This is a genomic window from Nocardia carnea (assembly GCF_029869215.1).
GTDB lineage: Bacteria > Actinomycetota > Actinomycetes > Mycobacteriales > Mycobacteriaceae > Nocardia > Nocardia carnea_B.
In genome coordinates this window covers 14,518-40,614 of sequence record NZ_JARWPM010000164.1, presented here as the reverse complement: position 1 = coordinate 40,614, position 26,097 = coordinate 14,518, and the positions used below count along the sequence as shown (strand labels likewise).

At 68.5% G+C, this 26,097-nt stretch carries 25 protein-coding genes; 15 read left to right on the top strand and 10 right to left on the bottom strand.

Going from position 1 to position 26,097, the window contains the following annotated elements; translation table 11 throughout:
* The first annotated feature begins 226 nt into the window (after positions 1 to 226).
* Together QH276_RS11225 and QH276_RS11220 are read left to right on the top strand one after the other, a co-directional pair.
* Entirely contained in the window at positions 227 to 1,159 is a 933-nt protein-coding gene (locus QH276_RS11225; RefSeq protein WP_280401086.1) for an alpha/beta hydrolase, read from the top strand.
* Positions 1,160 to 1,215: 56 nt separating this feature from the next.
* Positions 1,216 to 3,381 carry a S9 family peptidase gene (locus QH276_RS11220; protein WP_280401081.1) on the top strand — a complete coding sequence of 722 codons (2,166 nt, stop codon included), beginning with the start codon at positions 1,216 to 1,218 and terminating at the stop codon, positions 3,379 to 3,381.
* Here QH276_RS11220 and QH276_RS11215 read toward each other — a convergent pair.
* Together QH276_RS11215 and QH276_RS11210 are read right to left on the bottom strand one after the other, a co-directional pair.
* Entirely contained in the window at positions 3,378 to 4,241 is an 864-nt protein-coding gene (locus QH276_RS11215) for a class I SAM-dependent methyltransferase (protein ID WP_280401082.1), read from the bottom strand. The genes QH276_RS11220 and QH276_RS11215 overlap by 4 nt on opposite strands.
* Positions 4,242 to 4,339: 98 nt before the next feature.
* Positions 4,340 to 4,948 (bottom strand): helix-turn-helix domain-containing protein, encoded by a 609-nt coding sequence (locus QH276_RS11210; protein ID WP_280401083.1) that lies wholly within the window; start codon positions 4,946 to 4,948, stop codon positions 4,340 to 4,342.
* A gap of 86 nt (positions 4,949 to 5,034) precedes the next feature.
* Between QH276_RS11210 and QH276_RS11205 the strand changes: the two genes are divergently transcribed.
* The 3 genes from QH276_RS11205 to QH276_RS11195 all read left to right on the top strand — a co-directional run bounded on the left by QH276_RS11205 (position 5,035) and on the right by QH276_RS11195 (position 8,648).
* Complete coding sequence (locus tag QH276_RS11205) at positions 5,035 to 6,036, top strand: NAD(P)/FAD-dependent oxidoreductase (protein WP_280401084.1); 1,002 nt, start codon at positions 5,035 to 5,037, stop codon at positions 6,034 to 6,036.
* A gap of 112 nt (positions 6,037 to 6,148) precedes the next feature.
* Positions 6,149 to 7,765 (top strand): MFS transporter, encoded by a 1,617-nt coding sequence (locus QH276_RS11200; protein ID WP_280401085.1) that lies wholly within the window; start codon positions 6,149 to 6,151, stop codon positions 7,763 to 7,765.
* Positions 7,766 to 7,946: 181 nt separating this feature from the next.
* Positions 7,947 to 8,648, top strand: coding sequence for a DUF2334 domain-containing protein (locus QH276_RS11195; RefSeq protein WP_280402378.1), 702 nt, complete (start codon positions 7,947 to 7,949; stop codon positions 8,646 to 8,648).
* Between the two features lie 113 nt (positions 8,649 to 8,761).
* On the opposite strand, the gene QH276_RS11190 is transcribed toward QH276_RS11195, so the two are convergent.
* From QH276_RS11190 to QH276_RS11155, 8 genes are all read right to left on the bottom strand, one after another.
* Entirely contained in the window at positions 8,762 to 9,406 is a 645-nt protein-coding gene (locus QH276_RS11190; protein WP_280402377.1) for an MBL fold metallo-hydrolase, read from the bottom strand.
* A 9-nt stretch (positions 9,407 to 9,415) separates the two neighbouring features.
* A complete protein-coding gene (locus QH276_RS11185; RefSeq protein ID WP_280402376.1) occupies positions 9,416 to 10,015 on the bottom strand; it encodes a TetR/AcrR family transcriptional regulator in 600 nt (199 codons plus the stop codon).
* A 122-nt stretch (positions 10,016 to 10,137) separates the two neighbouring features.
* Positions 10,138 to 10,905: an ABC transporter ATP-binding protein gene (locus QH276_RS11180; protein WP_280402375.1), complete on the bottom strand. Its 768-nt coding sequence runs from the start codon at positions 10,903 to 10,905 to the stop codon at positions 10,138 to 10,140.
* 1 nt (position 10,906) lies between these two features.
* On the bottom strand, positions 10,907 to 11,665 hold the full coding sequence (locus QH276_RS11175; RefSeq protein WP_280402374.1) for an ABC transporter permease: 759 nt from the start codon (positions 11,663 to 11,665) through the stop codon (positions 10,907 to 10,909).
* Positions 11,666 to 11,677: 12 nt separating this feature from the next.
* Complete coding sequence (locus QH276_RS11170) at positions 11,678 to 12,475, bottom strand: ABC transporter permease (protein ID WP_280402373.1); 798 nt, start codon at positions 12,473 to 12,475, stop codon at positions 11,678 to 11,680.
* On the bottom strand, positions 12,472 to 13,635 hold the full coding sequence (locus QH276_RS11165) for an ABC transporter substrate-binding protein (protein ID WP_280402372.1): 1,164 nt from the start codon (positions 13,633 to 13,635) through the stop codon (positions 12,472 to 12,474). The genes QH276_RS11170 and QH276_RS11165 overlap by 4 nt, the downstream gene beginning before the upstream one ends.
* A gap of 83 nt (positions 13,636 to 13,718) precedes the next feature.
* Positions 13,719 to 14,624, bottom strand: a complete 906-nt coding sequence (locus QH276_RS11160) for an SDR family NAD(P)-dependent oxidoreductase (protein WP_280402371.1) — start codon at positions 14,622 to 14,624, stop codon at positions 13,719 to 13,721.
* Positions 14,621 to 15,358, bottom strand: a complete 738-nt coding sequence (locus tag QH276_RS11155; protein ID WP_280402370.1) for an SDR family oxidoreductase — start codon at positions 15,356 to 15,358, stop codon at positions 14,621 to 14,623. The genes QH276_RS11160 and QH276_RS11155 overlap by 4 nt, the downstream gene beginning before the upstream one ends.
* Before the next feature lie 233 nt (positions 15,359 to 15,591).
* Here QH276_RS11155 and purS point away from each other — a divergent pair, with 233 nt between their 5' ends.
* From purS to purF, 10 genes are all read left to right on the top strand, one after another.
* Positions 15,592 to 15,828: a phosphoribosylformylglycinamidine synthase subunit PurS gene (purS, locus tag QH276_RS11150; protein ID WP_280402369.1), complete on the top strand. Its 237-nt coding sequence runs from the start codon at positions 15,592 to 15,594 to the stop codon at positions 15,826 to 15,828.
* Positions 15,825 to 16,502 (top strand): phosphoribosylformylglycinamidine synthase subunit PurQ, encoded by a 678-nt coding sequence (gene purQ, locus QH276_RS11145; protein WP_280402368.1) that lies wholly within the window; start codon positions 15,825 to 15,827, stop codon positions 16,500 to 16,502. Before purS ends, purQ begins: the two co-directional genes overlap by 4 nt.
* 74 nt (positions 16,503 to 16,576) lie before the next feature.
* Positions 16,577 to 16,834, top strand: a complete 258-nt coding sequence (locus tag QH276_RS11140) for a hypothetical protein (protein WP_280402367.1) — start codon at positions 16,577 to 16,579, stop codon at positions 16,832 to 16,834.
* Complete coding sequence (locus QH276_RS11135) at positions 16,831 to 17,205, top strand: PIN domain-containing protein (RefSeq protein WP_280402366.1); 375 nt, start codon at positions 16,831 to 16,833, stop codon at positions 17,203 to 17,205. The genes QH276_RS11140 and QH276_RS11135 overlap by 4 nt, the downstream gene beginning before the upstream one ends.
* A 34-nt stretch (positions 17,206 to 17,239) precedes the next feature.
* On the top strand, positions 17,240 to 18,520 hold the full coding sequence (locus QH276_RS11130; protein WP_280402365.1) for a M18 family aminopeptidase: 1,281 nt from the start codon (positions 17,240 to 17,242) through the stop codon (positions 18,518 to 18,520).
* Between the two features lie 248 nt (positions 18,521 to 18,768).
* Positions 18,769 to 21,060: a phosphoribosylformylglycinamidine synthase subunit PurL gene (gene purL / locus QH276_RS11125; protein WP_280402364.1), complete on the top strand. Its 2,292-nt coding sequence runs from the start codon at positions 18,769 to 18,771 to the stop codon at positions 21,058 to 21,060.
* A gap of 76 nt (positions 21,061 to 21,136) precedes the next feature.
* Entirely contained in the window at positions 21,137 to 22,876 is a 1,740-nt protein-coding gene (locus QH276_RS11120; protein ID WP_280402363.1) for an alpha/beta hydrolase, read from the top strand.
* Positions 22,873 to 23,499: a CPBP family intramembrane glutamic endopeptidase gene (locus tag QH276_RS11115; protein WP_280402362.1), complete on the top strand. Its 627-nt coding sequence runs from the start codon at positions 22,873 to 22,875 to the stop codon at positions 23,497 to 23,499. The genes QH276_RS11120 and QH276_RS11115 overlap by 4 nt, the downstream gene beginning before the upstream one ends.
* A gap of 73 nt (positions 23,500 to 23,572) precedes the next feature.
* Entirely contained in the window at positions 23,573 to 24,067 is a 495-nt protein-coding gene (locus tag QH276_RS11110) for a WapI family immunity protein (RefSeq protein ID WP_280402361.1), read from the top strand.
* Positions 24,068 to 24,427: 360 nt separating this feature from the next.
* Positions 24,428 to 26,023 carry an amidophosphoribosyltransferase gene (gene purF / locus QH276_RS11105; protein ID WP_280402360.1) on the top strand — a complete coding sequence of 532 codons (1,596 nt, stop codon included), beginning with the start codon at positions 24,428 to 24,430 and terminating at the stop codon, positions 26,021 to 26,023.
* Positions 26,024 to 26,097 lie beyond the last annotated feature (74 nt).

The window sequence follows — 26,097 nt, the reverse complement described above, 5'->3', positions numbered from 1 at the left end:
GCGGCCGGGCGGGTTCGCTGGGTGGGATTCCCAGTCGCGGAGCGGTTTCGCGGGGGCGGCGGCCGGGGACACGTAAGATCGTGTCTCAATAACTTTCCGCTGTTTGCTGTTCGAATGCTGAATGCCGATGTCATGACCGGGGCATGATGGTGTGCGTTGGCCTACGCCGAGTTCTGGGTGGGGATACGGAGGTGTGGACGTGCGGTTTCATCGATTAGCTGTACTCATGCTGGGGGTGGTCGGCTTGGCTGCCGGACTCACCGTCGCGCGACCTGTCCCAGCGGCCGCGGCCGAGATCGTCGGGATCGACGCGCTCAGCCCCACCAGGTCCGCCGTGTTCATCGCCTCGCCCGCGATGAATCAGGTCGTCCAGGTGCAGGTGCTGCATCCCGCGGGCGGCGGCTCGCGGCCCAGCTATTACCTGCTCGACGGGCTCGACCCCGGAATAGGCCAGAGCACCTGGACCAACGCCACCGACGCCGAACCGTTCTTCCTGGGCAAGAACGTGAACGTGGTGCTGCCGGTCGGCGGGAAGGCCAGCTATTTCACCGACTGGCGCCGTCCCGATCCGAACCTCGGCCACTACAAGTGGGAAACCTTCCTCACCCAGGAACTGCCGCCGATCATCGACGCCAATTTCGCCGGCAACGGGGTGAACGCGATCGGCGGGCTGTCGATGGGCGGGCATGCGGCCTATATCCTCGCGGCGCGGCATCCGGCCCTCTACACCGCGGTCGCCGGGTACAGCGCCTGCCCCGATACGGGGATGGCCACCGGCGCGGTGCAGTTCTCGATCCTCACTCGCGGTGGTAACCCCGACAATATGTGGGGTCCCGGTGGCAGCCCGGAATGGGCGGCCCACGATCCGGCGCTGATGCTGGACCGGTTGCGGGGCAAGACCCTGTACCTGTCCACCGGCACCGGTCTGCCGGGTCCGCACGAGCTGGAACTGAAACCGCAGCTGCCGGAGAACATCGTGCTGGGCGGGCCGATCGAGTTCGCGGTCGATACCTGTGTGATCGGCTTCGAGCGGCGGGCGCGGGCGGCGGGATTGCCCATCCGGGTGGATTACAGCCCGGTCGGCACGCATTCCTGGTCGTACTGGAACGACCACCTCAAGGCGTCCTGGCCGGTGGTCGGCCGCGCGATCGGGGCGTAGGCGCGGAGTGTCGGTGGCTTGTCCGGGTGTCGGGCGGGGCCGCTACGGTGGGGGCCATGGCTGACAGTGCGGGTCCGATGACCGAGGCGGTGACGGCGCCGGCGGCGAAGACGGTGCCGCAGGAGCGGGTGCACCACGGCGATCGTTTCGTCGACGACTACGAATGGTTGCGGGACAAGGAGAACCCCGAGGTCATCGCCTACCTCGAGGCCGAGAACGCCTACACCGAGGCGCAGACAGCCCATCTCGCCCCGCTACGGGAGAAGATCTTCGACGAGATCAAATCCCGCACCCAGGAGACCGATCTGTCGGTGCCCACCCGGCTGGGCGAGTACTGGTACTACTCGCGTAGCTACGAGGGCAAACAGTACGGCGTGCAGTGCCGCTGCCCGATCGACGCGAACGCGGCCGGTATCGATGCCTGGACCCCGCCGCAACTGGAGGCCGATACCGAGATCCCCGGTGAGCAGGTACTGCTGGACAGCAACGAACTGGCCGAAGGGCACGATTTCTTCGCCCTCGGCGCGTTCTCGGTGAGCCACGACGGCAACCTGCTGGCCTTCTCGGTGGATACGGCCGGCGACGAGCGCTACACGCTGCGCTTCAAGGATCTGCGCACCGGCGAACTGCTCGGCGACGAGATCGCGCGGACCGCGCCCGGCGCCACCTGGTCGCTCGACGGCAGCCACGTCTTCTATCAGACGGTCGACGAATCGTGGCGGCCCGATACCGTGTGGCGGCACCGCCTGGGCACCCCGACCGCGGACGACGTCAAGGTCTTCCACGAGCCGGACGAGCGGTACTGGGTGAGTATCGGCGGCACCCGGTCGGAGAAGTACCTGATGATCTGGGTCGGCTCCAAGATCACCACCGAGGGCTGGGTACTGGAATCCGATAACCCGACGGGCGAGTTCCGGGTGCTGCTGCCCCGCCGCGAAGGGGTGGAGTACGCGGCCGAGCACGCGGTGATCGCGGGGCAGGACCGGTTCCTGATCCTGCACAACGATGTGGTCGACGGCGTGAAGGCGGAGAACTTCGTGCTGGCCGAGGCACCCGCCGCGGATCCCGCGCAATTGCGCACCCTCATCGGCCACCGCGACGATGTGCGGCTCGAGGATATCGACGCGTTCGCCGGACAACTGGTGCTCAGTTATCGGCGGGAGGCGCTGCCGCGGGTCGCGGTATGGCCGCTCGGCCCGGACGGGTACGGCGAACTGCGCGAAATCGAATTCGATCTGGAGCTCTACAGCGCCGGCCTCGGCTCGTGCCCGGAATGGGATCAGCCCACGCTGCGGGTCGGGCTGACCTCGTTCATCACTCCGACGCAGGTATTCGACTATGTCGTGCAGACCGGCGAACTGCTGCTGCGCAAGGAACAGCCGGTGCTCGGTGGCTACGACGCCGCCGACTATGTGCAGCACCGGGATTGGGCGGTGGCCGCGGACGGCACCCGGATCCCGATCTCCGTCGTCGCGCGCCGCGATACCGACCTGGCCACCGGCCCGAAACCGTTGCTGCTCTACGGTTACGGCTCGTACGAGGCCAGTATGGATCCCGGATTCTCGGTATCGCGGTTATCGCTGCTGGATCGCGGGATGGTCTTCGCCATCGCCCATGTGCGCGGCGGCGGCGAAATGGGCCGGCTGTGGTACGAGAACGGCAAAACCCTCACCAAGAAGAACACCTTCACCGATTTCATCGCCTGCGCCCGGCATCTCATCGACAACGGCACCACCGCTGCCGACAGGATGATCGCCGACGGCGGCAGCGCGGGCGGTCTGCTGGTGGGCGCCGTGGCGAATATGGCGCCTGAGCTGTTCGCCGGGATCCTGGCCAACGTCCCGTTCGTCGACCCGCTGACCTCCATTCTCGACCCGTCACTGCCACTCACCGTGATCGAATGGGACGAGTGGGGAAATCCGTTGGCGGACAAAGATGTCTACGAATACATGAAATCGTATTCGCCCTACGAGAACGTCGTGGCGCAGGACTATCCGGCCATTCTCGCGATCACCAGCATCAACGACACCCGCGTGCTGTACGTGGAACCGGCGAAATGGGTCGCGAAACTGCGCGCCACCAAAACCGGTGACGCTCCGCTACTGCTGAAAACCGAAATGAGCGCCGGGCACGGCGGAGTCAGCGGCCGCTACGAGAAGTGGCGCGAGGTCGCGTTCGAGTACGCCTGGGTGCTGGATACGGTCGGGGCAGGGGACAACTAGGCGGTACGCCGGGCAGCCCAGACGGTGCGCTCGGTCCGCAGCGCCAGGTCGGTGCGGTCCAGGATGCTGTGGGGGCCGGTGGTGTCGAGGAGCCGATCGAGGGCGGTGTGGTCTTCGGCCGGGATCATCGCCGCTACGCGCTCGCGTAGCTGTCGTAGCGTCGCGAGCGCGTAGCGGCCCACGGCCGGGTTTTCCGCCGCGGGCACTTCGATGACGAAGGTGCGCACATCTTCGACGGTGAGCCCGGCCGCCGACAGCAGGGGCGCCCAATCCGCGCCCCGGTGCGGGAGATGTCCGGCGTGCAGCGCGTCGGCGGCGTCGTGACAGCGGTCCTCGAGTCCGGGTCGTTCGGCCGGCGCGGCCGGTGGCAGGAACCGGGGGAGGCCGGCCAGTTCCACGACGGCCAGCAGCCCGTCGGGATCGAGCGCGGTGCCGACCTTGCCCAGCGCGCCGACCGGGTCCGCCAGGTGGTGCAGGGACGCCGAAGCCCAGACCAGATCCGGTGTGCCCAGGTCGGGCCAGGTGCCGGCGTCGAGGTCGGCGGCGATGGTGTCGATACGTCCGGTGAGCCCGGTGGCGCAGGCTTTCCCGCGCAGCCGGGCGAGATGATCGACCGAGGAATCGACCGCCCGCACATATGCGTCGGGAAACTGCCCGAGTAGGGCGAAGGTACCGGCGCCCGTGCCGGCACCCAGGTCGACGATCGCGCGTGGCGTTGCCCGGACGGGCAACCACGCGATGACGGCGGCGGTGTGCTCGGCGAGGGCCTGGGCGTCCAGTTCGAGGATTTCGGCCAGGGCGGCGGAGTCCGCGGGGTGGTCCGTGGTGTGGTGGGTGTGGGCCGGGTGGGTGTGCGGCATGACCTCCACGCTAAGCCGTCATGCTCGGATGGCAAGCATCATCCCGGGACGCGCAAGAATAGTGTCGCGATGGGTGCCGTCTGCGCATAAGGGGCAAGTCAGTCGGCGGTGCCGCCCGCCGGGCCTTCGGTGTCCGGATCGTCCTGGCCGTCACGCTGGTGACCGCGCCGGGCGTCGCGATCGAAGATGCCGAGTATTTCGCACGGCCCGCCTTCGGCGCCGATTTCGTGCGGCAGCATGGTGGGGAACTCCGCGGCCTGGTTGGTCTCGACCCGGAAGCGCCGGTGTCCGAGCATCAGGACCGCGGTGCCCGAGAGTACGAGCAGCCATTCGCGGCCGGGGTGTGCGCGCATACGCGCCGGGTTGTCCGGCGGTGGCTGGGTCAGACGCCGGCGCACCACGCTGACATCGGGCCGGCTCTGGATCGACCAGCGCAGGATGCCGTGCGCGGCGTTGATCGTGGGGTTGATGATCACGTCGTCGGCGGAGGTCTCGACCAGTTGGTCGAGGCTGGTGTCCAGCGCGCGGGCGAGGGTGACCAGCTGGTCGAGTGCCAGGCGGCGCTGTCCGTTCTCGATCCGGGACAGGCTGGACTGGCTCAGGTGCGCACGGCTCGCCAGTTCCTCCAGCGACCACCCCTGCGCCACTCGCAGGGCGCGGATGCGTTTGCGTACGAGGCTGTCCAGATCGCCATCTTCTTGCGTCATAAGCAACAGTGTATGCCTCATCGGCAAACCGTGGTTAGGGTCGTTCCGGAAACCGGAACTCCTGGACCAGCCCGAAAGGTACCGATATGGCCGAGACCGCTTTCACCTACCTGTCCGACCCGCTACCCGACCACACCGTCGATGTCGTGGTGATCGGCGGCGGCGCCGCGGGCCTCAACGGGGCGCTGATACTGGCCCGCTCACGGCGTTCGGTCGTGGTGATCGACAGCGCGGACCCGCGCAACGCCCCCGCCGAAGCCATGCACGGATTCCTCGTGCTCGACGGCACCCCGCCCGCGCAACTGCTCGAACGTGGCCGCGAGCAAGTGCGCAATTACGGTGGCCGCGTGGTGCACGCGACGGTCGCCGCCGCCGAACCCGCCACCCCGTCCGCGGACGGTGACCTGCGGTTCACCGTCACCACGAGCGACGGCCGCCGGCTCAGCGCGCGCCGCGTACTGGTGGCCACCGGGCTGCGCGATGTGCTGCCCGAGATTCCCGGCCTGGCCGCCCACTGGGGGCGCAGCGTCGTCCACTGTCCCTACTGCCACGGCTGGGAGGTTCGCGACGAACCCATCGGTGTCATCGCCACCGGTCCCAATTCGATCCACCACGCGTTGCTGTTCCGGCAGCTGAGCGATGACCTGAGCTATTTCACCGGCGCGACCGAACTCGACGCCGAGACCCGCGCGCGCTTCGCCGCCCGCGATATCACCGTCGTCGAGGGCGCGGTAGACGAGGTTGTCACCGCCGCGGACGGCACCCTCGCCGGTGTCCGGATGGCAGACGGCCGGGTCGTCGCCCGCCGTGTTCTCGCGGTCGCCACCTACATGCAGGCCCGCACCGCGGGATTGGAAGGGCTCGGGCTGCCGGCCGAAGACCTCGAGAACATGGGCCGCCGGTTCGCTTCCGGAATGGCCGGCACCACCGATATCCCGGGCGTGTGGGTGGCGGGCAACGCCGCCGACCTCGCGGCTCAGGTCGGCGCCGCCGCGGCCGCGGGGGCATTGGCCGGCGCGCATATCAACGCCGTGCTCGCCACCGCCGACACCGACGCGGCCCTCGCCGCCGCCCGGGCGACCACCTGATCGAAAGGCCCGCGCTCTCCTGCGCGGGCCCGTGCACCAACCCTGACCAGCCGCGGCGCCCGGGCATCGACCCGGGCGTCTGTTCCGGCGTGCCCGCTTACCGGAGGAATCCATGAACACCACTCCACCCACCCGCGCGGTTACAGCCGCCGCCGGCCCCACACCGGATGCCGCTCAGCTGCGCGCCATCTTGATCGCGGTCTCCCTTGCGCTGATGGCGGTCATCGCGTCGATGACGGGGCTCAATGTGGCCCAGACCCAGATGGCCGTCGAGTTCGGCGCCTCGCAGCACACAATCCTGTGGATCATCAATATCTACACCATGACCTTGGCCGCCTTGCTGCTGCCGTTGGGCGCCATCGGCGACCGGCTGGGCCGCAAACCCATGCTCATCGCGGGGCTCGGGGTTTTCGGTATCGCCAATATCGTGGCCGGGTTCGCCCCCGGCGCCGAGGTGATGATCGGTTCGCGCGTGGCGGCCGGTATCGGCGCGGCCATGATCATGCCGATCACCCTGGCCGTGATCACCTCGACCTTCCCCGAAGAGCAGCGCGGTAAGGCCATCGGTATCTGGACCGGCGTCGCCGGCGGCGGTGGCATCTTGGGAATGTTCTTGTCCGCGTTGCTGGTCGATATCGCCGACTGGCGGTGGTTGTTCGTCCTTCCGATCGTGTTGGTGCTGGCCGCCCTGGCCACCGCGCTCCCGGCGGTACCCAACTCGCGAGAGCTCCCCCGCCACGGCTTCGATACCGCCGGTGCGTTGCTGTCGGTGCCGGCTGTTGCCGGTCTGATCTTCGTGCTCCAGGAAGGCCCCGAACGCGGCTGGACCGCACCCGCGACCCTGTTCGGCCTGGCCGCGGGTCTGCTGGGCACGTTCGGATTCGTGGCCTGGGAGTTGCGGCGCCGAGACGGTGCGCTGCTCGACGTCCGGCTTTTCGGGCAGCGTGGTCTGGCCGGCGGTTCGCTCACTCTGCTGGTCGCCTTCGGCGTGCAGGCCGGTATCGCGGTGGTGTTGTTCCCGTTCTTCCAGGCCGTGCTCGGCTGGTCGGGGCTGGGCGCGACGCTGGCCCAGCTGCCCATGGCCCTGGCGATGATGATCGTCTCCGGGCTGGCGCCCGGGCTGGTCGAGCGGATCGGGACCCGCGCCACCATGGCGATCGGTATCGCGCTCAGCGGGGCGGGGCTGGCGCAGATGGCCGTCTTCGCCACCGTCGACGGCGGCTATCTGTCCATCCTGCCCGGACTCGTCGCCATGGGTATCGGCATGGGATTCGCCATGGCCCCCGCCACCCATGCCATCACCGGCTCCCTGCCGCCGGGCGAACAGGGTGTGGCCTCGGCACTCAACGATGTCACCCGGGAATTCGGCGCCGCGCTGGGCATGGCCCTGCTCGGGGCGCTCGTGGCCACCGGCTACCGGAACTCCGTCGACGGCAAGCTCGACGGTATCGCGCCCGAGACGGCCGAGATCGCACGCGTTGGTGTCGCCAATGCCGTCGATATCGCCCACACCGCGGGCGATCAGGGGCCGCTACTGATCCGGGCCGCCCAGGAATCGTTCGTCGCAGGATGGCAGCAGTCCATGTGGGTCGGTGTGGCCGTCATGGCCGGATTACTCGTCTACATCCTGGTATTCGGGCCGAAGAACGTTCGTACCGAGCCCGGACCGGTTCGGGTGCCAGAACGGTCACCTTCGGACGGAACTCCGAAATCGGACGAGTTGCTGTAGTGCGGCCGAGCAGGTAGCCGGGTCGCGGGTGAGAGGTCCCGAGGAGCGGCCGGTGGCAATCGGATCGTGTCCGGATGTTCGCGCGCCGGTCATATGCGCTGCACGGGGTGGTCACCGGACCTGCACGTATAGGTCATCGGTATTGCATACGGCGGTCACCTGTGACTGCCACTATCTGTACATGAACGCTGAGCTACTTGTATCGGTGTCCGGGGTCCGGGAGACCACCCGGGACGCGGCGATCGGATTCGCCGAGGAGATGGATCAGCGTGGCGTGCGGTTGTCGCTGCTGGTGGCGCCTCGCCTGAAGGGCAAATACCGGCTTGCCGACGACCCCACCACACAGACCTGGCTACGCGGCCGCCGGGAACGCGGCGACGCGATCGTGCTGCACGGCTACGACCAGGCGGCCACCAAGCGGCGGCGCGCCGAATTCGCGACACTGCCCAAACACGAGGCGCTGCTGCGGCTCACCGCCGCCGACCGGGCGATGGAGCAGGTGGGTTTGCGTACCCGGCTGTTCGCGGCGCCGCGCTGGGACGCCTCCGCCGGGGCCGTCGCGGCGCTGCCCGAACTGGGTTTCCGGGTTTCGCTGGGGCTCACCAGCATTCACGATCTGGAACGCAATACCGTGCAGAAGGCGCGGGTGTACGGCATCGGCGAAGGATTCCGGGCCGAACCGTGGTGGTGCCGGGCGCTGGTACTCGGTGCGGCCCGGACCGCCCGGCGGGGCGGCGTGCTGCGGCTCGCGGTCTCGGCCGCGCAGCTCGGCCGGCCGGGGCCGCGGCAGGCCATGCTGGACGCGGTTGATCTTGCGCTCTATCACGGGGCGCACAGTGAGGTGTACCGCTGGGAACCGCTCACCGCGGTGCGCGCGGCCTGAGGCTCCGCCGCCCCTGATCGGCGATAGCGGGGGCGGCGGGTTCAGGTCGTGAGGTGGTGTTCGGTGGGTTCGGGCTCAGTGCGTGTCCCTGATGTCGGCGATTGCGGGCCGGGTCAGAACGTGGTGGTGTTTTCCGGGGTCAGGACCGTGAATTCGGTATTGCTCTTGCGCATTTCGTCCAGGCGGCTGAAGTACACGCCCCAGGCCGGCTCGGCGATGATCCCGTAGTGGATGGGGAACGCCGCTCGCGGGGCGACCGCGCGCAGGTAGTCCACGGCTTCGCTGATCTTCATCCATGGGGCCGCGGCCGGGATCGCCAGCACGTCCACCGGGGTGTAGGGCACCCAGAGGGAATCGCCGGGGTGGACGAAACTGGTCGGGTTCTCGGCGCTGCCGAGCTGGAATACGGTGTTGTCGACGACCGGGAGGTCGGGGTGGATCACCGCGTGCCGGCCGCCGCCACCGGTGATCCGCAGATCGCCGAGTTCGATGACATGTCCGGCGTGCACGGCCTCCCACGGGCCGTCCTGCAGTTCGGCGGTCTGCGGGTCCGACAGCAGCCGGGCGCCGGGATTGGCCGAGATCAGCGCCTCGATACGGTTCGGGTCGATATGGTCGGCGTGCTGGTGGGTGACGGCGATGGCATCCAATCCGGTGAGACCCTCGAAACCGTGCGAGAACGCGCCGGGATCGAAGAGGACCTTCTTGCCGTGCAGTTCGACGAGTACGCAGGAGTGACCGAAATGGGCTATATGCATGGCCCCAGGTTAGGACCGCGGCGGCGCGGCGCCGTACAAGGCCTGGTCGACCAGGCGCTCCACCATCGATTCCTCGAGCGGGACCTTGAGGACGAGTAGCCGGTGGTAGCAGGCGCCCCACAGTTGGTCGACGATGACGTGCAGGTCCGCGTCCTCGCGGAGCTGGCCCTGCTGTTGTGCGGTCTGCAAACGGAGACGGGCGAGTTCGCGGCGCGGCAGGGCATAGTTCTCCGACCAGGCCCGCGCGAGATCCGAGTCGAGTTGCGCGGCGCCGATGAGCTCGGTAATGGGATGACCGGTCCCCGTCATCAAGCGAACGAAGGAGGTGAGCTGGGCGATGAGGTCCGCGCGGAGATCGCCGCTGTCGGCGAATTCGAGCGCCTGCGCGCTCTGCGTGAAAAAGGCTTCGGCCGCGAGCGCGCCCGGCGAAGGCCACCACTTGTAGAGGGTCGTCTTGCTCGAGCCCGCTTCTTTCGCGACTCGGTCGAAAGTGACCGCGCGGACCCCGTCCTGCAGCAGGATGCGCCCCGCCGCCGTGAGCACCTCGGCGCGCACATCGGCCGCGGGCCTGCGGCCTCGTCCCCGGCGGGTGGCCGTGCTGTCGGACATGACCTTCCTTTCCGAGCGGGCCACGTGCCGGCACCCGCATCATGTGGACAGACTGTCTATATAGCTTAACGAGTGCGTGTAGCCCGGACGCCGACAGCGGGGCCCGGGCCACACGGTTCGGATCAGGCCACCGCTTTCGTGCGGATCAGATCCATGACCTCGGTGCGTAACTCGGCGAACCGGGGCAACGCCTTGGTCGTCAGCTGGTCGCGCGGGCGGGGGAGATCCACGCCGATGGTGGCGAGGACAACGCTCGGGCGCGGTGACAGCACCACAACGCGGTCGGCGAGATAGACGGCTTCGTCGATATCGTGGGTCACCAGCACCATCGTCACGCCGGTTTCGGCACGGATACGCAGGATGAGGTCTTCGAGGTCGGCGCGGGTCTGGGCGTCGACCGAGGCGAAGGGCTCGTCGAGTAACAAGATCTCCGGCCGGTAGGCCAGGCCGCGAGCGATCGCGACCCGCTGCTGCATGCCCCCCGAGAGCTGCCAGGGGTAGCGGGAGCCGAAGCCGTCGAGACCGACCGCGCGCAGCGAATCGGCCACCCGCCGTTGCCGTTCGGCCGGATCGGGGACCTTGTTGTACAGAGGCAGGCCGACGTTGCGCGCGACCGTGAACCACGGCATCAGTGACCGGCTGTAATCCTGGAAAACCGAGGCCATGGTCGCCGGCGGTTCGGTCACCTCGGCGCCGTTGAGGGTGACGGTGCCCGAGGTCGGCGTGGACAGGCCGCTGAGGCAACGCAGCAGCGTGGTCTTGCCGGCGCCGGAAGGACCGACGATGCAGACGAACTCGCCGGCCCGGACTTCCATGGTGAGATCGCGGACGGCTTCGACCGCATCGGTGCCGGTGCCGTAGGTCTTGTGCAGTTGACGTACCCGGAGCATGTCAGTTCCTTTCGGTGGTCATAGCGAGGTGGCGGCGCAGGACGCGCCGCTCGAGAATGAGGAAGAGCCCGTTGAGTGCGACGCCCAGCAAGCCCAGGAGCACGGTGCCGGCCCACATCTGGGGAACGTCGAAGGCATTGCGGGCGGTGAGGGTGACGAAACCGACGCCGTTCGTGGCGGCATACAGCTCGGTGATCACGATCATGATGAAGGCGATCCCGAGACCGGTGCGGATACCCACGGCGATCTGCGGCGCGGCGGCCGGTAGATAGACCGCGGTCACCCGCTGCCGGGTGCTCAGCCGGTAGGAGCGGGCCACATCGTCCCAGTGCGGGTCGAGGCCGCGGACGGCGTCGACGGTGTTGAGCAGCACCGGAAAGATACTGACAAAAGCGATTACGGCGATCTTGGACGTATCGCCGATGCCGAGCAGTACCACGGCGACGGGTACCAGGGCGGGGCCCGGAACGGCTCGGCAGAACCGGATCAGCGGTGCGAGTGCCGCGTCGAGCAGAGGCAGCCGGCCCATCGCGGCCCCGAGACCGATCCCGGTGACTACGGCGCAGACCAGCCCGGCGAGTAGGCGGGCGAGGCTGGGCACGATATCGCTTCCGGCTCGCTCGAACAGCCAGGTCTCCCGGAACGCGGCGAGGATATCGGGTAGCGGCGGCCAGAACGGTGAGGTGCTGCCGGCGGGGGTGACCCACCACAGGATCAGCAGGATGAGCGGGACGACGGTACGAAGAACGAGCTTGTTCATGAGCGTGCCTCCTCAGGCGTTGCGCGGTCGCCGCGAGGGATGCCAGCGCAGGACCCGGCGTTCCCAGCGCTCCAGCCCGGAATCGAGGGCCACGCCGATCAGCCCGGTGACGGCGATGATTCCGTAGACGGCGTCGTAGATGCCGTTGGCCGCGTAGGTGGACAGAGTGCTGCCCAGGCCGGGCACCGCGCCGATCAGTTCGACGCTGACGGCGGCCAGCAGCGTGATGGTGGAGGCGAGCCGGACTCCGGTGGCGAAATAGGGCAGCAGCGACGGGACGGCGACCCAGGCGAGCCGCTGCCGGGCCGAGAGGCCGTAGACCCGTGCGGTATCGCGCATGACCGGTTCGATGGCGCGCATCCCGTACAGGGTCTGCAACAGCATCGGCCAGATCGCCGCGACCGCGGCGAGGATGACGACCACCTGAGGGCGCGCACCGAACAGCAGCAACATGATCGGCAGGTAGACCACCACCGGGATGGGGCGGAAGAACTCCACCACGCCGAGCAGCAGTTCGTGGACCACCGGGACCAGGGCCATCAGCGCGCCGACGGTGGCGCCGATCGCGATACCGATACCGAGCGCGAGCAGCCAGTGCGCGAGGGTCCGGCCCACGGCCACCCACAGTTCGGAGCCGGCGAGGTTCTGTCCGAGCCATGCGGCGATATCGGTGGCCGGTGGTAGTTCGGGCGGGAACACCCCGGTCACTGCCAGGATTTCCCAGAGCGCCAGAACGATGGCGGTGGCGAGTACGGGTGCCCAGAGGCGCATCGTCATCGCACTGTGGCCGAGAGTGCGTGCGGTGCTCATCGGGTCACCGCCAGATCGCGCGGCGGTTCGGTGAGGGTCGCGTCCGGTGAGCCGGCCCAGACGAATTCGCCGAGCGGCAGCCGGTCGTCGATACGGCCGTACCGGGCCATGAGATCGACCGTGCGCTCGGCGGCAGGGCGCTGGATCCCGGTGATGTACCACGGCACCGGCATCTGCGCGATCGCCTCCGCCGGGGCGCCGGTGGTTTCGATGATCGTGCGCCGGACCTCGTCGGGATGTTCGTTGGCGTACCGGCCTGCCTCCGCCAGCGCGGTCAGGAACCGCCGGACCACATCGGGATTGGCCTCGACGAACTCGCCCGCCCCCATCAGGACGGTGGTGACACTGTGCGGGCCGAGCGCGGCGGCCGCCGGGTTGCCGACCGAGCGGAATCCGTCGCGGGTGAGGACACCGGCGAATGGCTGCAGCGTACTGATCGCGTCGACCCTGCCCTGGCGTAGTGCCGCGACCTGGTCCTCGAAAGGTATGGCCACTACGGATACCCGTTCGGGATCGCCGCCGTCGAGGCGCACGGCCTCCAGCACCGTGAGGTCGAAGAAGCTGCGCAGGCCGTTGACGGCCACCGTGCGGCCCTCGAGATCGGCGAAGGACCGGATGGGGCTGGTCTCCGGTACGACGAGGGCGGAGGCGTCGCCCGCCGGGGTCTCGTAGTCGACCGCCAGGGAGGTGACCACGTCGACGTCGAAACCGTTCGCGGCGGCGGTCGGGATCGCGGTGATCTCGCTGACTGCCAGTTGGATCTGGCCGTTCAGCAGGAGCGCGACGGCACCGGCACTGGCTCCGGTACCGGGCCGCTGGTCGATCTCGATACCGTGCCGCGCGAAGATGCCACGCTCGACCCCGAGGGTCAGCTGGGCGTTGTTGGCGGTGGGGCTGAAATCGATGGCGAGGCGGGCGAGGCCGGCCTCGGTGCGTTCGATCCGGCCGGGATCGCCGGTGCACGCGGTGAGGGCGAGCAGCGCGACTACGGCGGAGACGACGCCGATCCTGCCCCGGTTCCGGCGTGAAGCCCTGGTCGGGGCTTCGGTGCGGCCGCGCCGGCCACCGTCGGGGTGGTGTGCTGTGCCCCTGCCCGTTCCGGGTGGCGGCGGATCGTGATCGACGCAGCGTTCCGGCTGCGGTCTGTGCTGTTTCATCATGGTCTTTCTTCCTTCTGCTGCTCGAGGTCAGGGCGGTGGGCGTGATCGTGTGCTCGTCGAGTGCGTGCGACAGACAAGGCCGCCTAGCGCTTCAGCTCCAAGGTCTCGGCGTAGCCCAACCGGCGTACGAAGGCCTCGCGGGTGAGATCGCTGAACGCCATCACGTGGTCGACACCGGCCTGTGCGGCGTCGACCACCGAACGGAACGGTTTACGCCCGGCGGGGAGGGCGAGAATGCGCGCGATCTCGTCCGCGACGCGCTGCGGGTCGGCGGTCGTACCCGGCGGGAACAGTTGCTCGTGCGCCTCGTGTGTTCGTGCGACCAGCGGGTCCAGCTCTGCGTACTGCGCCTTCACCTGCTCGTCGCCGGCGTGACCGGCGTCCGCGAAGTGATTCGTTCCCCGGGTGATCACGCCGGGCATCACGATCGAGGTCTCGATGCCGAATTGGGCGGCCTCGTAGGAGGTCACCACGGCCAGCGAGTCGAACGCGGCCTTCGATGCCGCATAGGGCCCGAGGAACGGCGGGGTTGTCACCGGGATGGTGCTGCCGACGTAGAGCAGTGTCCCGGACCGGCGTCCGCGCAGATACGGCAGTACCGCACGGTTCACCCGGTGTGCCCCGAGGGTGTTGATATCGAACAGGCGCGCCAAGTCTCTGTCGGTGAACGCCTCCACGTACCCGATGAACAGGTGCGCGGCATTGTGCACGATAACGTCCAGCTCGCCGGTCTCGTCGAGGATGCGCCGCACCGCGGTATCCGCCGATACCTGCGACGTGACGTCCAGGCCGAGAACGCGCAACTCCCAATCGCGGGATCGCGCAAGGGTTTCGAGATCCGCCGCCGCATCGGCATCGCTGCCCGACGGATCACGCATGGTCGCGTACACGGTATGCCCCGCGGCGGCCAGCGTTTCCGCGGTCAGGCGGCCGATGCCGGTGGCCGATCCGGTGATCAATACGGCGGACCTGCCCGGTGCCCGTCTCATGCCATACCGCCGTTGGTGAAGAGGACCTGACCATTGACCCAGCGGGCCGGACCGGCCAGGAAGGCCACCGTCTCGGCGATGTCCTGCGGGGTGCCCAGACGCTGGAACGGGTTGTTGCCCGCGATCTGCTCGATCACCTCCGGGCTTTTGCCTTCCAGGAACAACGGGGTCGCGGTGGGCCCCGGGGCGACGGCGTTGACAGTGATATCGCGACCGCGCAACTCCCGCGCGAGGATGAGGGTGATGGCCTCGACCGCGCCCTTGGAAGCGGCGTAGGCGCCGTAACCGGGGAGTTGCAGGCGGGTGACCGAGGTGGAGAAGTTGATGATCGCCCCGCCTGCGCGGACGCGGCGGGCCGCGAGCCGGTCGACGACGAATGTGCCGCGGACGTTCGTGCGCTGGACGCGGTCGAAAGTCTCCAGGTCCAGTTCCGCGAGCGGAGCCAGCGGCATGATCCCGGCGGTGTGCACGACGACGTCGACCCCGCCGAATTCGCTTTCCGCGCGGTCGAATACATCGGCCATCGCGGACTCGTCGGCCACATCACCGCCCACGGCGACGGCTCGGCCCCCGGCGGCCGTCACCGCGCCGGCAACCTCCTCGGCGCGGTCCTTGTTGCCCGCGTAGTGCACGACCACCGAGAATCCGTCGGCGGCGAGCCGCTCGGCGCTCGCCGTGCCGATTCCGCCGGATCCGCCGGTGATGATCGCTACGCGACCTGTGTTTTTTGTCATCTCCCGAACCTCCGAACTATATGGACACTTTGTCCACTTGTGACGATACGGAGAAATGGACAAATAGTCCATAAAAAGGTTCGTGCCGGATTCGGGGCTGCCGCCGCCTGCCCGTACGTCACCCGCCGTGACCGCCTCGCCGACCGGCAATTAGGCTGCTCAGGTAACCCCATCAGCGTTCCGGCCCGCAGCTGCGCCGGGCGCAGCTCACCCCTTTTCGTGAGGAGCAACCCGTGGCACGTGTCGTGGTCGAGGTGATGCCGAAGGCCGAGATCCTGGATCCCCAGGGGCAGGCCATAGCCGGCGCGCTACCGCGCCTGGGATTCGAAGGTGTCACCGATGTCCGGCAGGGCAAACGGTTCGAACTCGAGGTCGGCGACGATATGAGCGACGACCAGCTCGCGGCGATCGCCGAATCGCTGCTGGCCAACACCGTGATCGAGGACTGGAAGGTGGTGCGCGTCTCGTGACCGCCCGGATCGGGGTCATCACCTTCCCCGGCACGCTCGACGATGTGGACGCCGTCCGCGCCGTCCGGCTGGCCGGCGCCGACGCGGTGAACCTCTGGCACGCCGATGCCGACCTCAAGGGCGTGGACGCGGTCGTGGTCCCCGGCGGCTTCTCCTACGGTGACTACCTGCGCTGCGGCGCGATCGCCCGGTTCGCCCCCGTGATGGGCACCGTGATCGAGGCGGCCGGTAACGGGATGCCGGTGCTCGGCATCTGCAACGGTTTCCAGGTGCTCTGTGAGGCCGGTCTGCTGCCCGGGGCGCTCACCCGCAACGAGGGCCTGCATTTCATCTGCCGCGACCAGTGGCTGCGGGTCGAGGCCACCGATACCGCCTGGACCTCCCGCTACGAACCCGGCGCGCAGATCCTCGTCCCGCTGAAATCGGGGGAGGGCCGCTACCAGGCCTCGCAGTCGGTACTAGACGAACTCGAGGGCGAGGGCCGGGTGGTCTTCCGCTACGAGGGCGACAACCCCAACGGCTCCCAGCGCGCGATCGCGGGTATCGCCTCGGCGAACAAACGCGTGGTCGGGCTCATGCCGCACCCCGAACACGCCACCGAGGCGCTCACGGGTCCGAGCGACGACGGGCTGGGATTGTTCCTGTCGGCCCTGGACGCGTTGGTTGCCTCCTGACAGTTTCGGAACGCGAGGCGTCGCTGCACCGCGCGTCGGTATGACTCGGTAATACCAACTGGTAGACTGGCCTCATGAAGAAGATCACGATCAGTATTCCTGACGAGATCGCCGAAAAGGCCGCCCGCGCTGTCGAATCCGGCAATGCTTCCTCGGTGTCCGCGTGGTTCGCCGAGCTCGCTCGCCGCGAACCCGACTGGGCCGCTGCTGCGGAAATCCTCGCCGAACTCGCCGTCGAGGCGGGGGTCACCCATGCCGATCGTGAATGGGCGGCCGGTGTGTTCGATGAGATCGATGCCGAGCACACCGACGCCCTCGGTGGTGCCGCGTGATCGTTCTCGATACCGGTGCCTTGACCGGGCTCGAGAAAGGCAAGCCACGGGCCGTCGGGCTGCTCGCCGAAGCCGTCCGCCGGAGAACCCGGATCGTCGTCCCGGCGACAGTGCTGGCGCAGGCGTGGCGCAATGATCCCCGTCAGCACCCGATTCGGCGGTTGTTGAAAACAGATACTGTGACCACCATCGCGCTCGACGAGACCGCCGCCACAGCAGTCGGTGCGGTGCTCGCCGCGAGCGGTACCGCCGACGTGGTGGACGCGCACGTGATCGTTGCCGCCCGAGTCCTGCGGGCCGACCGGGTGGTCACCGCCGATCCGGACGACTTGACCGCACTCGATCCTGCCGTGCGCCTGGTGGTGGTCTGACGGCTCCTTCTGCTACCCGCATAAAGTCACTCGTATGCCGAGTTCTGCTACCGCGGCTTCGGCCGCCGGGCTGTGCGCCTTCATCGATGCTTCTCCTTCGCCATTTCACGTCTGCCGAACCATTGCCGAGGATCTGGATCGGAACGGGTTCGTTCGTCTCGACGAGACGCAGTCCTGGCCCACAGCAGGTGGCAGGTATTACGTCGTACGGGGTGGGTCACTCGTAGCCTGGGCCGATCCGGAGCAGACCGGGCCGTTCCGAGTTGTCGGCGCGCATACCGACAGCCCCAACCTGCGGGTCAAACAGCATCCCGATCTGGCCGTCGCCGGGTGGCAGCTGGTGCGGCTGGAGCCGTACGGCGGGGCCTGGCTGAACTCGTGGCTGGACCGGGAACTGGGACTTTCCGGGCGGTTGAGCGTGCGGGAGGGGAACGGGCTGGCCGAGCGGCTGGTGCGGATCGACGAGCCGATCCTGCGGGTGCCGCAGCTGGCCATCCACCTCTCCGAGGACCGGCGCGGGGTCACGCTGGACCCGCAGCGGCATGTGAACGCGATCTGGGGTGTGGGCAGCGAACCCGCGTCCTTCCTGGACTTTGTCGCCGAGACCGCGGGGGTGGACCCGGCGGCGGTGCTCGGATGGGAACTGATGACCCACGATCTGGCCGCGAGCCGGGTGATCGGCGCCGGCCAGGACCTGATCAGCGCGCCGCGCCTGGACAACCAGGGCACCTGCTACGCGGGTCTCGAGGCTTTCCGGACGGCGGTGGACAACCCGGGCGCGGCGGTTCCGGTGCTGGCTGTTTTCGACCACGAAGAGGTCGGCAGCCAATCCGATCGCGGCGCCCAGTCCGAACTGCTGCCCACGGTGCTGGAGCGCATCGTGCTGGCCCGCGGCGGCGGCCGCGCCGATTTCCTGGCCGCGATGGCGGGGTCGGTCTGTGCGTCCGGCGATATGGCGCACGCCACCCACCCGAACTATCCGGAGCGGCACGAACCTTCGCACGGTATCGCCGTCAACGGTGGTCCGGTGTTGAAGGTCAACCAGAATCTCCGGTATGCCACCGACGCGACCGGTGCGGGGGCGTTCGCGCTGGCCTGCGCACAGGCGGGTGTGCCGATGCAGCGGTATGTCCATCGGGCCGATCTGCCGTGTGGGTCGACCATCGGACCGATGACCGCCGCCCGCACCGGTATGCCGACCGTGGACGTCGGCGCACCGCAGCTGGCGATGCATTCGGCCCGGGAAATGATGGGCGCCGCCGATATCACCGCATACGCCGCCGCCTTGGCTGCCTTCCTGACTCCCGCGGACTAGTCTCGGCTGCCGCGGATCGATGCCGGCGACGGGGCCGGGGGCGTGCGCGGCGCAGGTGAACGTAAGATTTGTGCTGGATCAAACCTGTCGGGGCCCCGCCGTCGAGGCCTCGTGTTCCGGCCCCACCCGTGCACCCGATATCCCGCGGCGTCGACACGAAACGCAGCCGTGGGATGGGCGAGTACGCGACCGGGACCGGAGCCCGCGCGCGCCGGCGCGCCCACCTACGAAAGGATCCTGGTAATCCCGTGACAGCGCAGGTCGATACCGTCGCCACCGCCGCCGCAACCCCGGATACGCCGCAGCCGTACGCCGAGCTCGGTCTCAGGGACGACGAATACGCCCGGATCCGGGACATTCTGGGCCGCCGGCCCACCGACGCCGAACTGGCCATGTACTCGGTGATGTGGAGCGAGCACTGCTCCTACAAATCCTCGAAGGTGCATCTGCGCTATTTCGGGGAGACCACCACGGACGAGATGCGCGCCTCGATGCTCGCGGGTATCGGCGAGAACGCGGGTGTGGTCGACATCGGTGACGGCTGGGCGGTCACCTTCAAGGTGGAGAGTCACAACCATCCGTCCTATGTCGAGCCGTATCAGGGTGCGGCCACGGGTGTCGGCGGGATCGTCCGCGACATCATGGCGATGGGTGCGCGGCCGATCGCGGTCATGGATCAGCTGCGGTTCGGCGCCGCGGATGCGGCGGATACCCGCCGGGTCGTCGACGGGGTGGTGCGCGGTATCGGCGGTTACGGCAATTCGCTGGGCCTGCCGAATATCGGCGGGGAAACCGTCTTCGATGCCTCCTACCAGGGAAATCCACTGGTGAACGCGCTGTGTGCCGGTGTCATGCGGGTGGAGGATCTGCATCTGGCGTTCGCCTCCGGCGCCGGGAACAAGATCATTCTGTTCGGTGCGCGGACCGGTCTCGACGGCATCGGCGGCGTCTCGGTGCTCGCCTCGGACACCTTCTCCGGCGACGAATCCGGCGCCGGCCGCAAGAAGCTGCCGAGCGTACAGGTGGGCGACCCGTTCACCGAGAAGGTGCTCATCGAATGCTGTCTCGAGCTGTATCACGCCGGGCTGGTCGTGGGTATCCAGGATCTCGGCGGCGCCGGACTGGCCTGTGCTACCTCCGAGCTGGCCGCTGCCGGTGACGGCGGCATGCGGATCGAGCTCGACCGGGTACCGCTGCGGGCCGCCGATATGACTCCGGCCGAGATTCTTTCCAGCGAATCGCAGGAACGGATGTGCGCGGTCGTCACACCGGAGAACGTCGAGGCGTTCCTGGCGGTGTGTGCCAAATGGGATGTGCTCGCCACCGTGATCGGTGAGGTCACCGACGGTGAACGGCTCGAGATCACCTGGCACGGGGAAACCGTGCTGGACGTTCCGCCACGCACCGTGGCCCACGAGGGCCCGGTGTACGAGCGCCCCGTCCAGCGCCCGGCCACCCAGGACGCGCTCAACGCCGACACCCCCGACAACCTCCCCCGGCCGAAAACCGCCGAGGAACTGCGCGACACCCTGCTGAAGATGGTGTCCAGCCCGCAGCTGTGCAGCCGCCGCTGGATCACCGAACAGTACGACCGCTACGTGCGCGGTAACACCGTTCTCGCCGAATACGCCGACGCCGGCATGATCCGGGTGGACGAGGAAACCAACCGCGGTATCGCGCTGGCCACCGACGCCAACGGCCACTACACCAAGCTCGACCCCTACACCGGGGCGCGGCTGGCGCTGGCGGAGGCGTACCGCAATGTCGCCACCACCGGCGCGACTCCCAAGGCCGTCACCAACTGCCTCAACTTCGGGTCCCCGGAGGATCCCGCTGTGATGTGGCAGTTCCAGCAGGCCGTCCGCGGTCTCGCCGACGGCTGTGTGGAACTCGGTATCCCGGTCACCGGTGGCAACGTGAGCTTCTACAACCAGACGGGGGAGAACGCCATCCTGCCGACCCCGGTCGTCGGCGTGCTCGGCGTGATCGACGATGTGCACCGCCGCATCCCGACCGGCCTCGGCCTGGAACCGGGGGAGACCCTCATCCTGCTGGGCGATACCCGTGACGAATTCGGCGGTTCGGTGTGGGCGCAGGTCGCGCACGGCCATCTCGGCGGGCTGCCGCCGCAGGTCGACCTGGCGCGCGAGAAACTGCTGGCCGAGGTGCTGACGGCCGGTTCCCGCGACGGCATGATCAGCGCCGCCCACGATCTGTCCGAGGGCGGCCTGGCTCAGGCCGTCGTCGAGGCTGCGCTGGCCGGCGAAACCGGCTGCCGGGTGCTGCTGCCCGAGGACGCCGACCCGTTCGTCATGCTGTTCTCCGAATCCGCGGGCCGGGTGCTGGTCGCGGTGCCGCGGTCGGAGGAGACCCGGTTCACCCGGATGTGCACCGCGCGTGAACTGCCGTGGGTGCGGATCGGTGTGGTGGACCAGGGTTCGGATTCGATCGAGGTGCAGGGGCAGTTCTCGGTGACCATGGCCGAGCTGCGCGCCGCGCACGAGGGCACACTGCCCGCCCTTTTCGGCGGCCACGCCTGATCCCGGGGCGGGCGTGCCACGCCGGTGGTGACCCGAGCCACCCGCCGGTGTCGGTTCCGCCCGCCATACTGGATGGGTGCTGGAGACCGCGGACACTGTGACCAGATTGCGGTCGCGCTGTATCGCGGCGGTCGAGCGCACCGAGCGGATCATCGACCTGAACTATGTGGGCCTGGTGGTCGCGACGGTGTTCTTCGCGCTGTCGGTCACACCGTCGCTGCTCCCGCGCGACTGGATGTTCCAGGGTCTGATCAGCGGTATCAACGCGGCCATCGGCTACGGGGTGGGCTGCCTGCTGGAATGGCTCTTCCGGTTGTGGATCCGGCCGCGGCTCACCCGGATTCCCCGCCCGCCCACCTGGACCAGGTACGCGCTGAAATCGGCGGTCCTGCTCAGTGCGGCGCTGAGCGCCGGCTACATGCTGGTGCAGTCGGCGCACTGGCAGCGCGAAATCGCCGCGTTGATGGGAATGGAAGGCACCACCACACCGGCGTATCTGCGTACCGGCGGTTTGAGTCTCACCATCGGGGTCCTGGTCGTCGCGGGCTATCGCACAGTGCGCGAGATGATCCTGTTCCTCGCGCGGCAGCTCAACCGCTGGGTGCGGATACCGCGCGAACTGGCCCCCGCGGCCGGAGCGCTGGTGCTGGTGCTGCTGGTGGTCACCCTGTTCAACGGCGTGGCGACGCGCGCGTTCTTCGCGGTGGCCAACTCCGCGTTCAGCGTCCGCAACGACCACACCTCCGAATACGCCGTGCAGCCGCGGCTACCGGAACGTTCCGGTAGCCCGGAATCCCTCGCCGCCTGGGACACCCTGGGCTTCGAGGGCCGCTGGTTCGTCTCGCACGGCCCGAGCGCGCAGCGGATCTCCTGGGTCACCGGCCGTCCGGCCCGCGAACCCATCCGCGCCTACGTCGGGCTCGAATCGGTCGCGGGCACCGACCGCACCCAGGCCGAACTCGCCGTGGCGGAACTGGAGCGCACCGGTGCCTTCGACCGCGAAGTGCTGGTCGTGGTCACCACCACCGGCACCGGCTGGGTGAATTCCATGGCGGCCAACTCGATCGAGTACATGTACGGCGGCGATACCGCGATCGTGGCCACCCAGTACTCGTACCTGCCCAGTGCGCTGTCCTTCCTGGCCGACCGCGGCAAGGCCGCCGTCGCGGGCCGCGAACTGTTCGACGCGGTGTACGCCCACACCCGCACACGCGCACCCGAGGACCGGCCGAAACTGCTGGTGTACGGGGAAAGTCTCGGCTCCCAGGGGTCGGAAGCCGCCTTCGACGGCCTGGCCGATCTGCGGGCGAAGGTGGACGGCGCACTGTGGGTGGGGCCGCCCAATTCCAACCGGCTGTGGCAGCAGTTCGTCAGCCGCCGTGATCCGGGGTCGCCGGAAACCCGGCCCGTGTACGCCGACGGCCTGGTGATCCGATTCGCCGGCGTTGCCGCCGATCTCGCCGCCCCCGGGCCCGAATGGCGGGATCCGCGGATCGCCTATCTGCAACACCCGTCCGACCCGATCGTCTGGTGGTCGCCGGATCTCGTCCTCACGCGGCCGGATTGGTTGTCCGAACCGCGCGGCGCGGATGTATCACCGCGGATGCGCTGGGCGCCACTGGTCACCTTCTGGCAGGTCACCGCGGATCTGACGAATGCACAGGGCGTCCGCGACGGGCACGGGCACCGATACGGCAGCCTGGTCATGGACGGCTGGGCCGCGGTCACCCATCCGCCGGGCTGGAACCCCGAACTCGCGGAACGGATCAGGCTCGAAATCGAGGCGTACGAGGCCTATGAGCGTGAGGTGAAATGAGAAGCCGGGTCGTCGCCGCGGTGGTCGCGCCCTTGTTGTGGAACAACTGGCTGCTTCCGCGCCTCGCACTGAACCGGCGTGGGCGCACCGTATCCGGCGCCCTCGCGGCCACCGGATACGCCGTAGTCTTCGGCGGCCGGCCGAACTGGTTCTCCGGGCGCGGAATTCGTGCCGGTCTGGTCTGCGCCGCGGTGGTGGGTACCGGTTTCGCGGCGGCGTCGGCGATCCCTGCCGTGCGCCGCTCGCTCGCAGGTGCCGGAGATCGCGCGGCGGATGTGAGCACCGTGGAGTGGACCGCGGTGCATATACCGCTGGGCACCGTCTACACCGAGGAACTGATCTTCCGCGCGACCCTGGACCCCCTGCTGGACAAGGAATTGGGTACCGGATCCGGCACTGTACTCGGCGCCGCCGCCTTCGGTCTCTGGCATATCCATCCGGCACGCGCCGCGGGCGACGGCGTTATCGCCACGGTGGCCTTCACGGGGTTCGCCGGGCTCGTTTTCGGCACTGTGCGGCGTTGGACGGATAGCGCCACGACACCCGCGATGCTGCACTGGGCCGTGAACGCGGGTGGTGTTCTGCTCTCTCGATCCAGCAGTGCAGTCGTGGCAGGAGGGTGAACCGCGAAAGTCCGTCGCCCACAACTCAGGCATCCACTATGCGATTACGTCCCGATAGTGACACACTTCGCCGGTGAGGTTGATCGACAGCGACGGATACGGTGTGGAGCTCTCTGTTGCCGGATATCAGTTTCCGGACCATATCGATCCGCGAATCCGGTACAGCTGGCTGATAATTGCCGGTACCGCGAACTGCCCCGAAGGCCACTGGTCGTTCCGCTGGCAGGCTTTGACACTCGACGATGCGGTCGAGCTGGCCGAATGGCTACGGCGTATCGCGGCCGAAGCGCAGCCGTCCGTCGAGCCGCCGGCGGGCCCGGCCCGGCTGGCGTTCACCGAGCCCAATCTGAGCTTCACCGCGACGCCTGTCGCCGGCGCGGTGGAACTACGGATCGGCTTGGATCTCGAATTCTCGCCACCGTGGAATCGCCGGACCGAGGCCGGGAATCCGACCGTCGTCACGGCGCGGCTCGCCCCGGACGATCTGGCGACGGCGGCCAAGGATCTCGGCGCGGAAGTGGACAGCTATCTGCCGCCGGGCGGTCGCCTGCTCGGCCGGGTCCGCTGAGCCGCGAAGGCGGATTGCGCGGCGGGTGCTGAACCGGGTGATATCGCCCACGTTGCGCCGGACGACCCGGGCGCCGTATGGGCAGCGCTGCCGGTGAGCGCGGAAAGCGGGGCGTCGGACGGGTCCGGCCTGCCTGCGGCGCACCCCTGTCGTGCACTGTTTTCGCAGGTGAAGGGCTAGTTAACTGGCTGTGACCGTTTGCTGGAATCTATTTGCTCGGCGGCGGTGCGAGATTGCCGTGAGCGCAATCTTTCCGCTCCGACCGCGCTTGCTGTTGCGCTGCTGATCCGCTGCCGGCCCCGGGGCGGGCACCCGTAGAATGACGGATGCCCCCACACCCGCCCGACCAGGGAGCGCACGGTGACCCTCGCCGACCGATCGGCCCTCAGCAATCCCACCGCAACCGAGGAGACGGAGAATCCGCCTCGCGAGGAATGCGGAGTCTTCGGAGTCTGGGCTCCGGGGGAGGACGTGGCCAAACTCACCTACTACGGTCTGTATGCGCTGCAGCACCGCGGGCAGGAGGCAGCGGGTATCGCGGTCTCCGACGGTTCCCAGGTACTGGTGTTCAAGGATCTCGGCCTGGTGAGCCAGGTTTTCGACGAGCAAACCCTGGCCGCCATGCCCGGCCACGTCGCCATCGGGCACTGCCGGTATTCGACGACCGGTGCCACCACCTGGGAGAACGCCCAGCCGATCTTCCGTACCACGGCCGTCGGATCGGGTCTCGCGCTCGGTCACAACGGCAACCTGGTGAACACCGCCGAATTGGCCGACCGGGCGCGTGATCTGGGTCTGGTCGGCGGGCCGGGCCGCCCCGGTGCCGTATCGGCGACCTCCGACTCCGATGTGATGACCGCCCTCCTCGCCCATGCGGCCGCGGATACGAGTATCGAACAGGCGGCCATGGCGCTGCTGCCCACCGTGCGCGGCGCCTTCTGCCTCACCTTCATGGACGAGCACACCCTCTACGCCGCCCGCGACCCGCACGGCGTCCGGCCGCTGGTGCTCGGCCGGCTCGAGCGCGGTTGGGTGGTCGCCAGCGAAACCGCCGCCCTCGATATCGTCGGCGCCTCCTTCGTCCGCGAAATCGAACCCGGTGAACTGCTCGCCATCGACGCCGACGGCGTGCGGTCGCTGCGGTTCGCCAACCCCGAACCCAAGGGCTGCGTTTTCGAATACGTGTACCTGGCCCGTCCGGACAGCACCATCTCCGGCCGGTCCGTCCATGCGACCAGGGTCGATATCGGCCGCCGGCTGGCCGCCGAGCATCCGGTCGATGCCGATCTGGTGATCCCGGTTCCCGAATCCGGTACGCCGGCCGCCGTCGGTTACGCCCAGGGTTCCGGCGTGCCCTACGGCCAGGGCCTGATGAAGAACGCCTATGTGGGCCGCACCTTCATCCAGCCCAGCCAGACCATCCGCCAACTCGGCATCCGCCTGAAACTCAACCCGCTGCGCGAGGTCATCCGCGGTAAGCGGCTGATCGTGGTCGACGATTCGATCGTCCGCGGAAACACCCAGCGGGCGTTGATCCGGATGCTGCGCGAAGCCGGGGCCCTGGAAATTCATGTCCGCATCGCCTCGCCGCCGGTGAAATGGCCGTGCTTCTACGGAATCGACTTCGCCTCGCGTGCCGAACTCATCGCCAACAACTCCGGCACCGACCCGGACGGCCCCGCCGGTATGCCGGTCGACCCGGCCGCGATGCGCGAGATGGTGGAGGGCGTCCGCCGCTCCATCGGCGCCGACACCCTCGGCTACATCTCGCTCGACGGCATGATCGCGGCGACCGAACAGCCCAGCTCCCGGTTGTGTGCCGCCTGCTTCGACGGCCACTATCCGATTCCGCTGCCCACCGAAGCGTCCATCGGTAAGAATCTCCTCGAGTTCGGTGGCCGCCCCGCGAACCTGCTCACCGATAACGCCAACGCCAGCGCGCTCAGCCGTCCGTAGGAGGATCCGGCCGAGCGGAAGCAAACGGAGGGCCGCGGCCCCGCGCGCCGGAGTCGCGCCATAGACTCAGACCA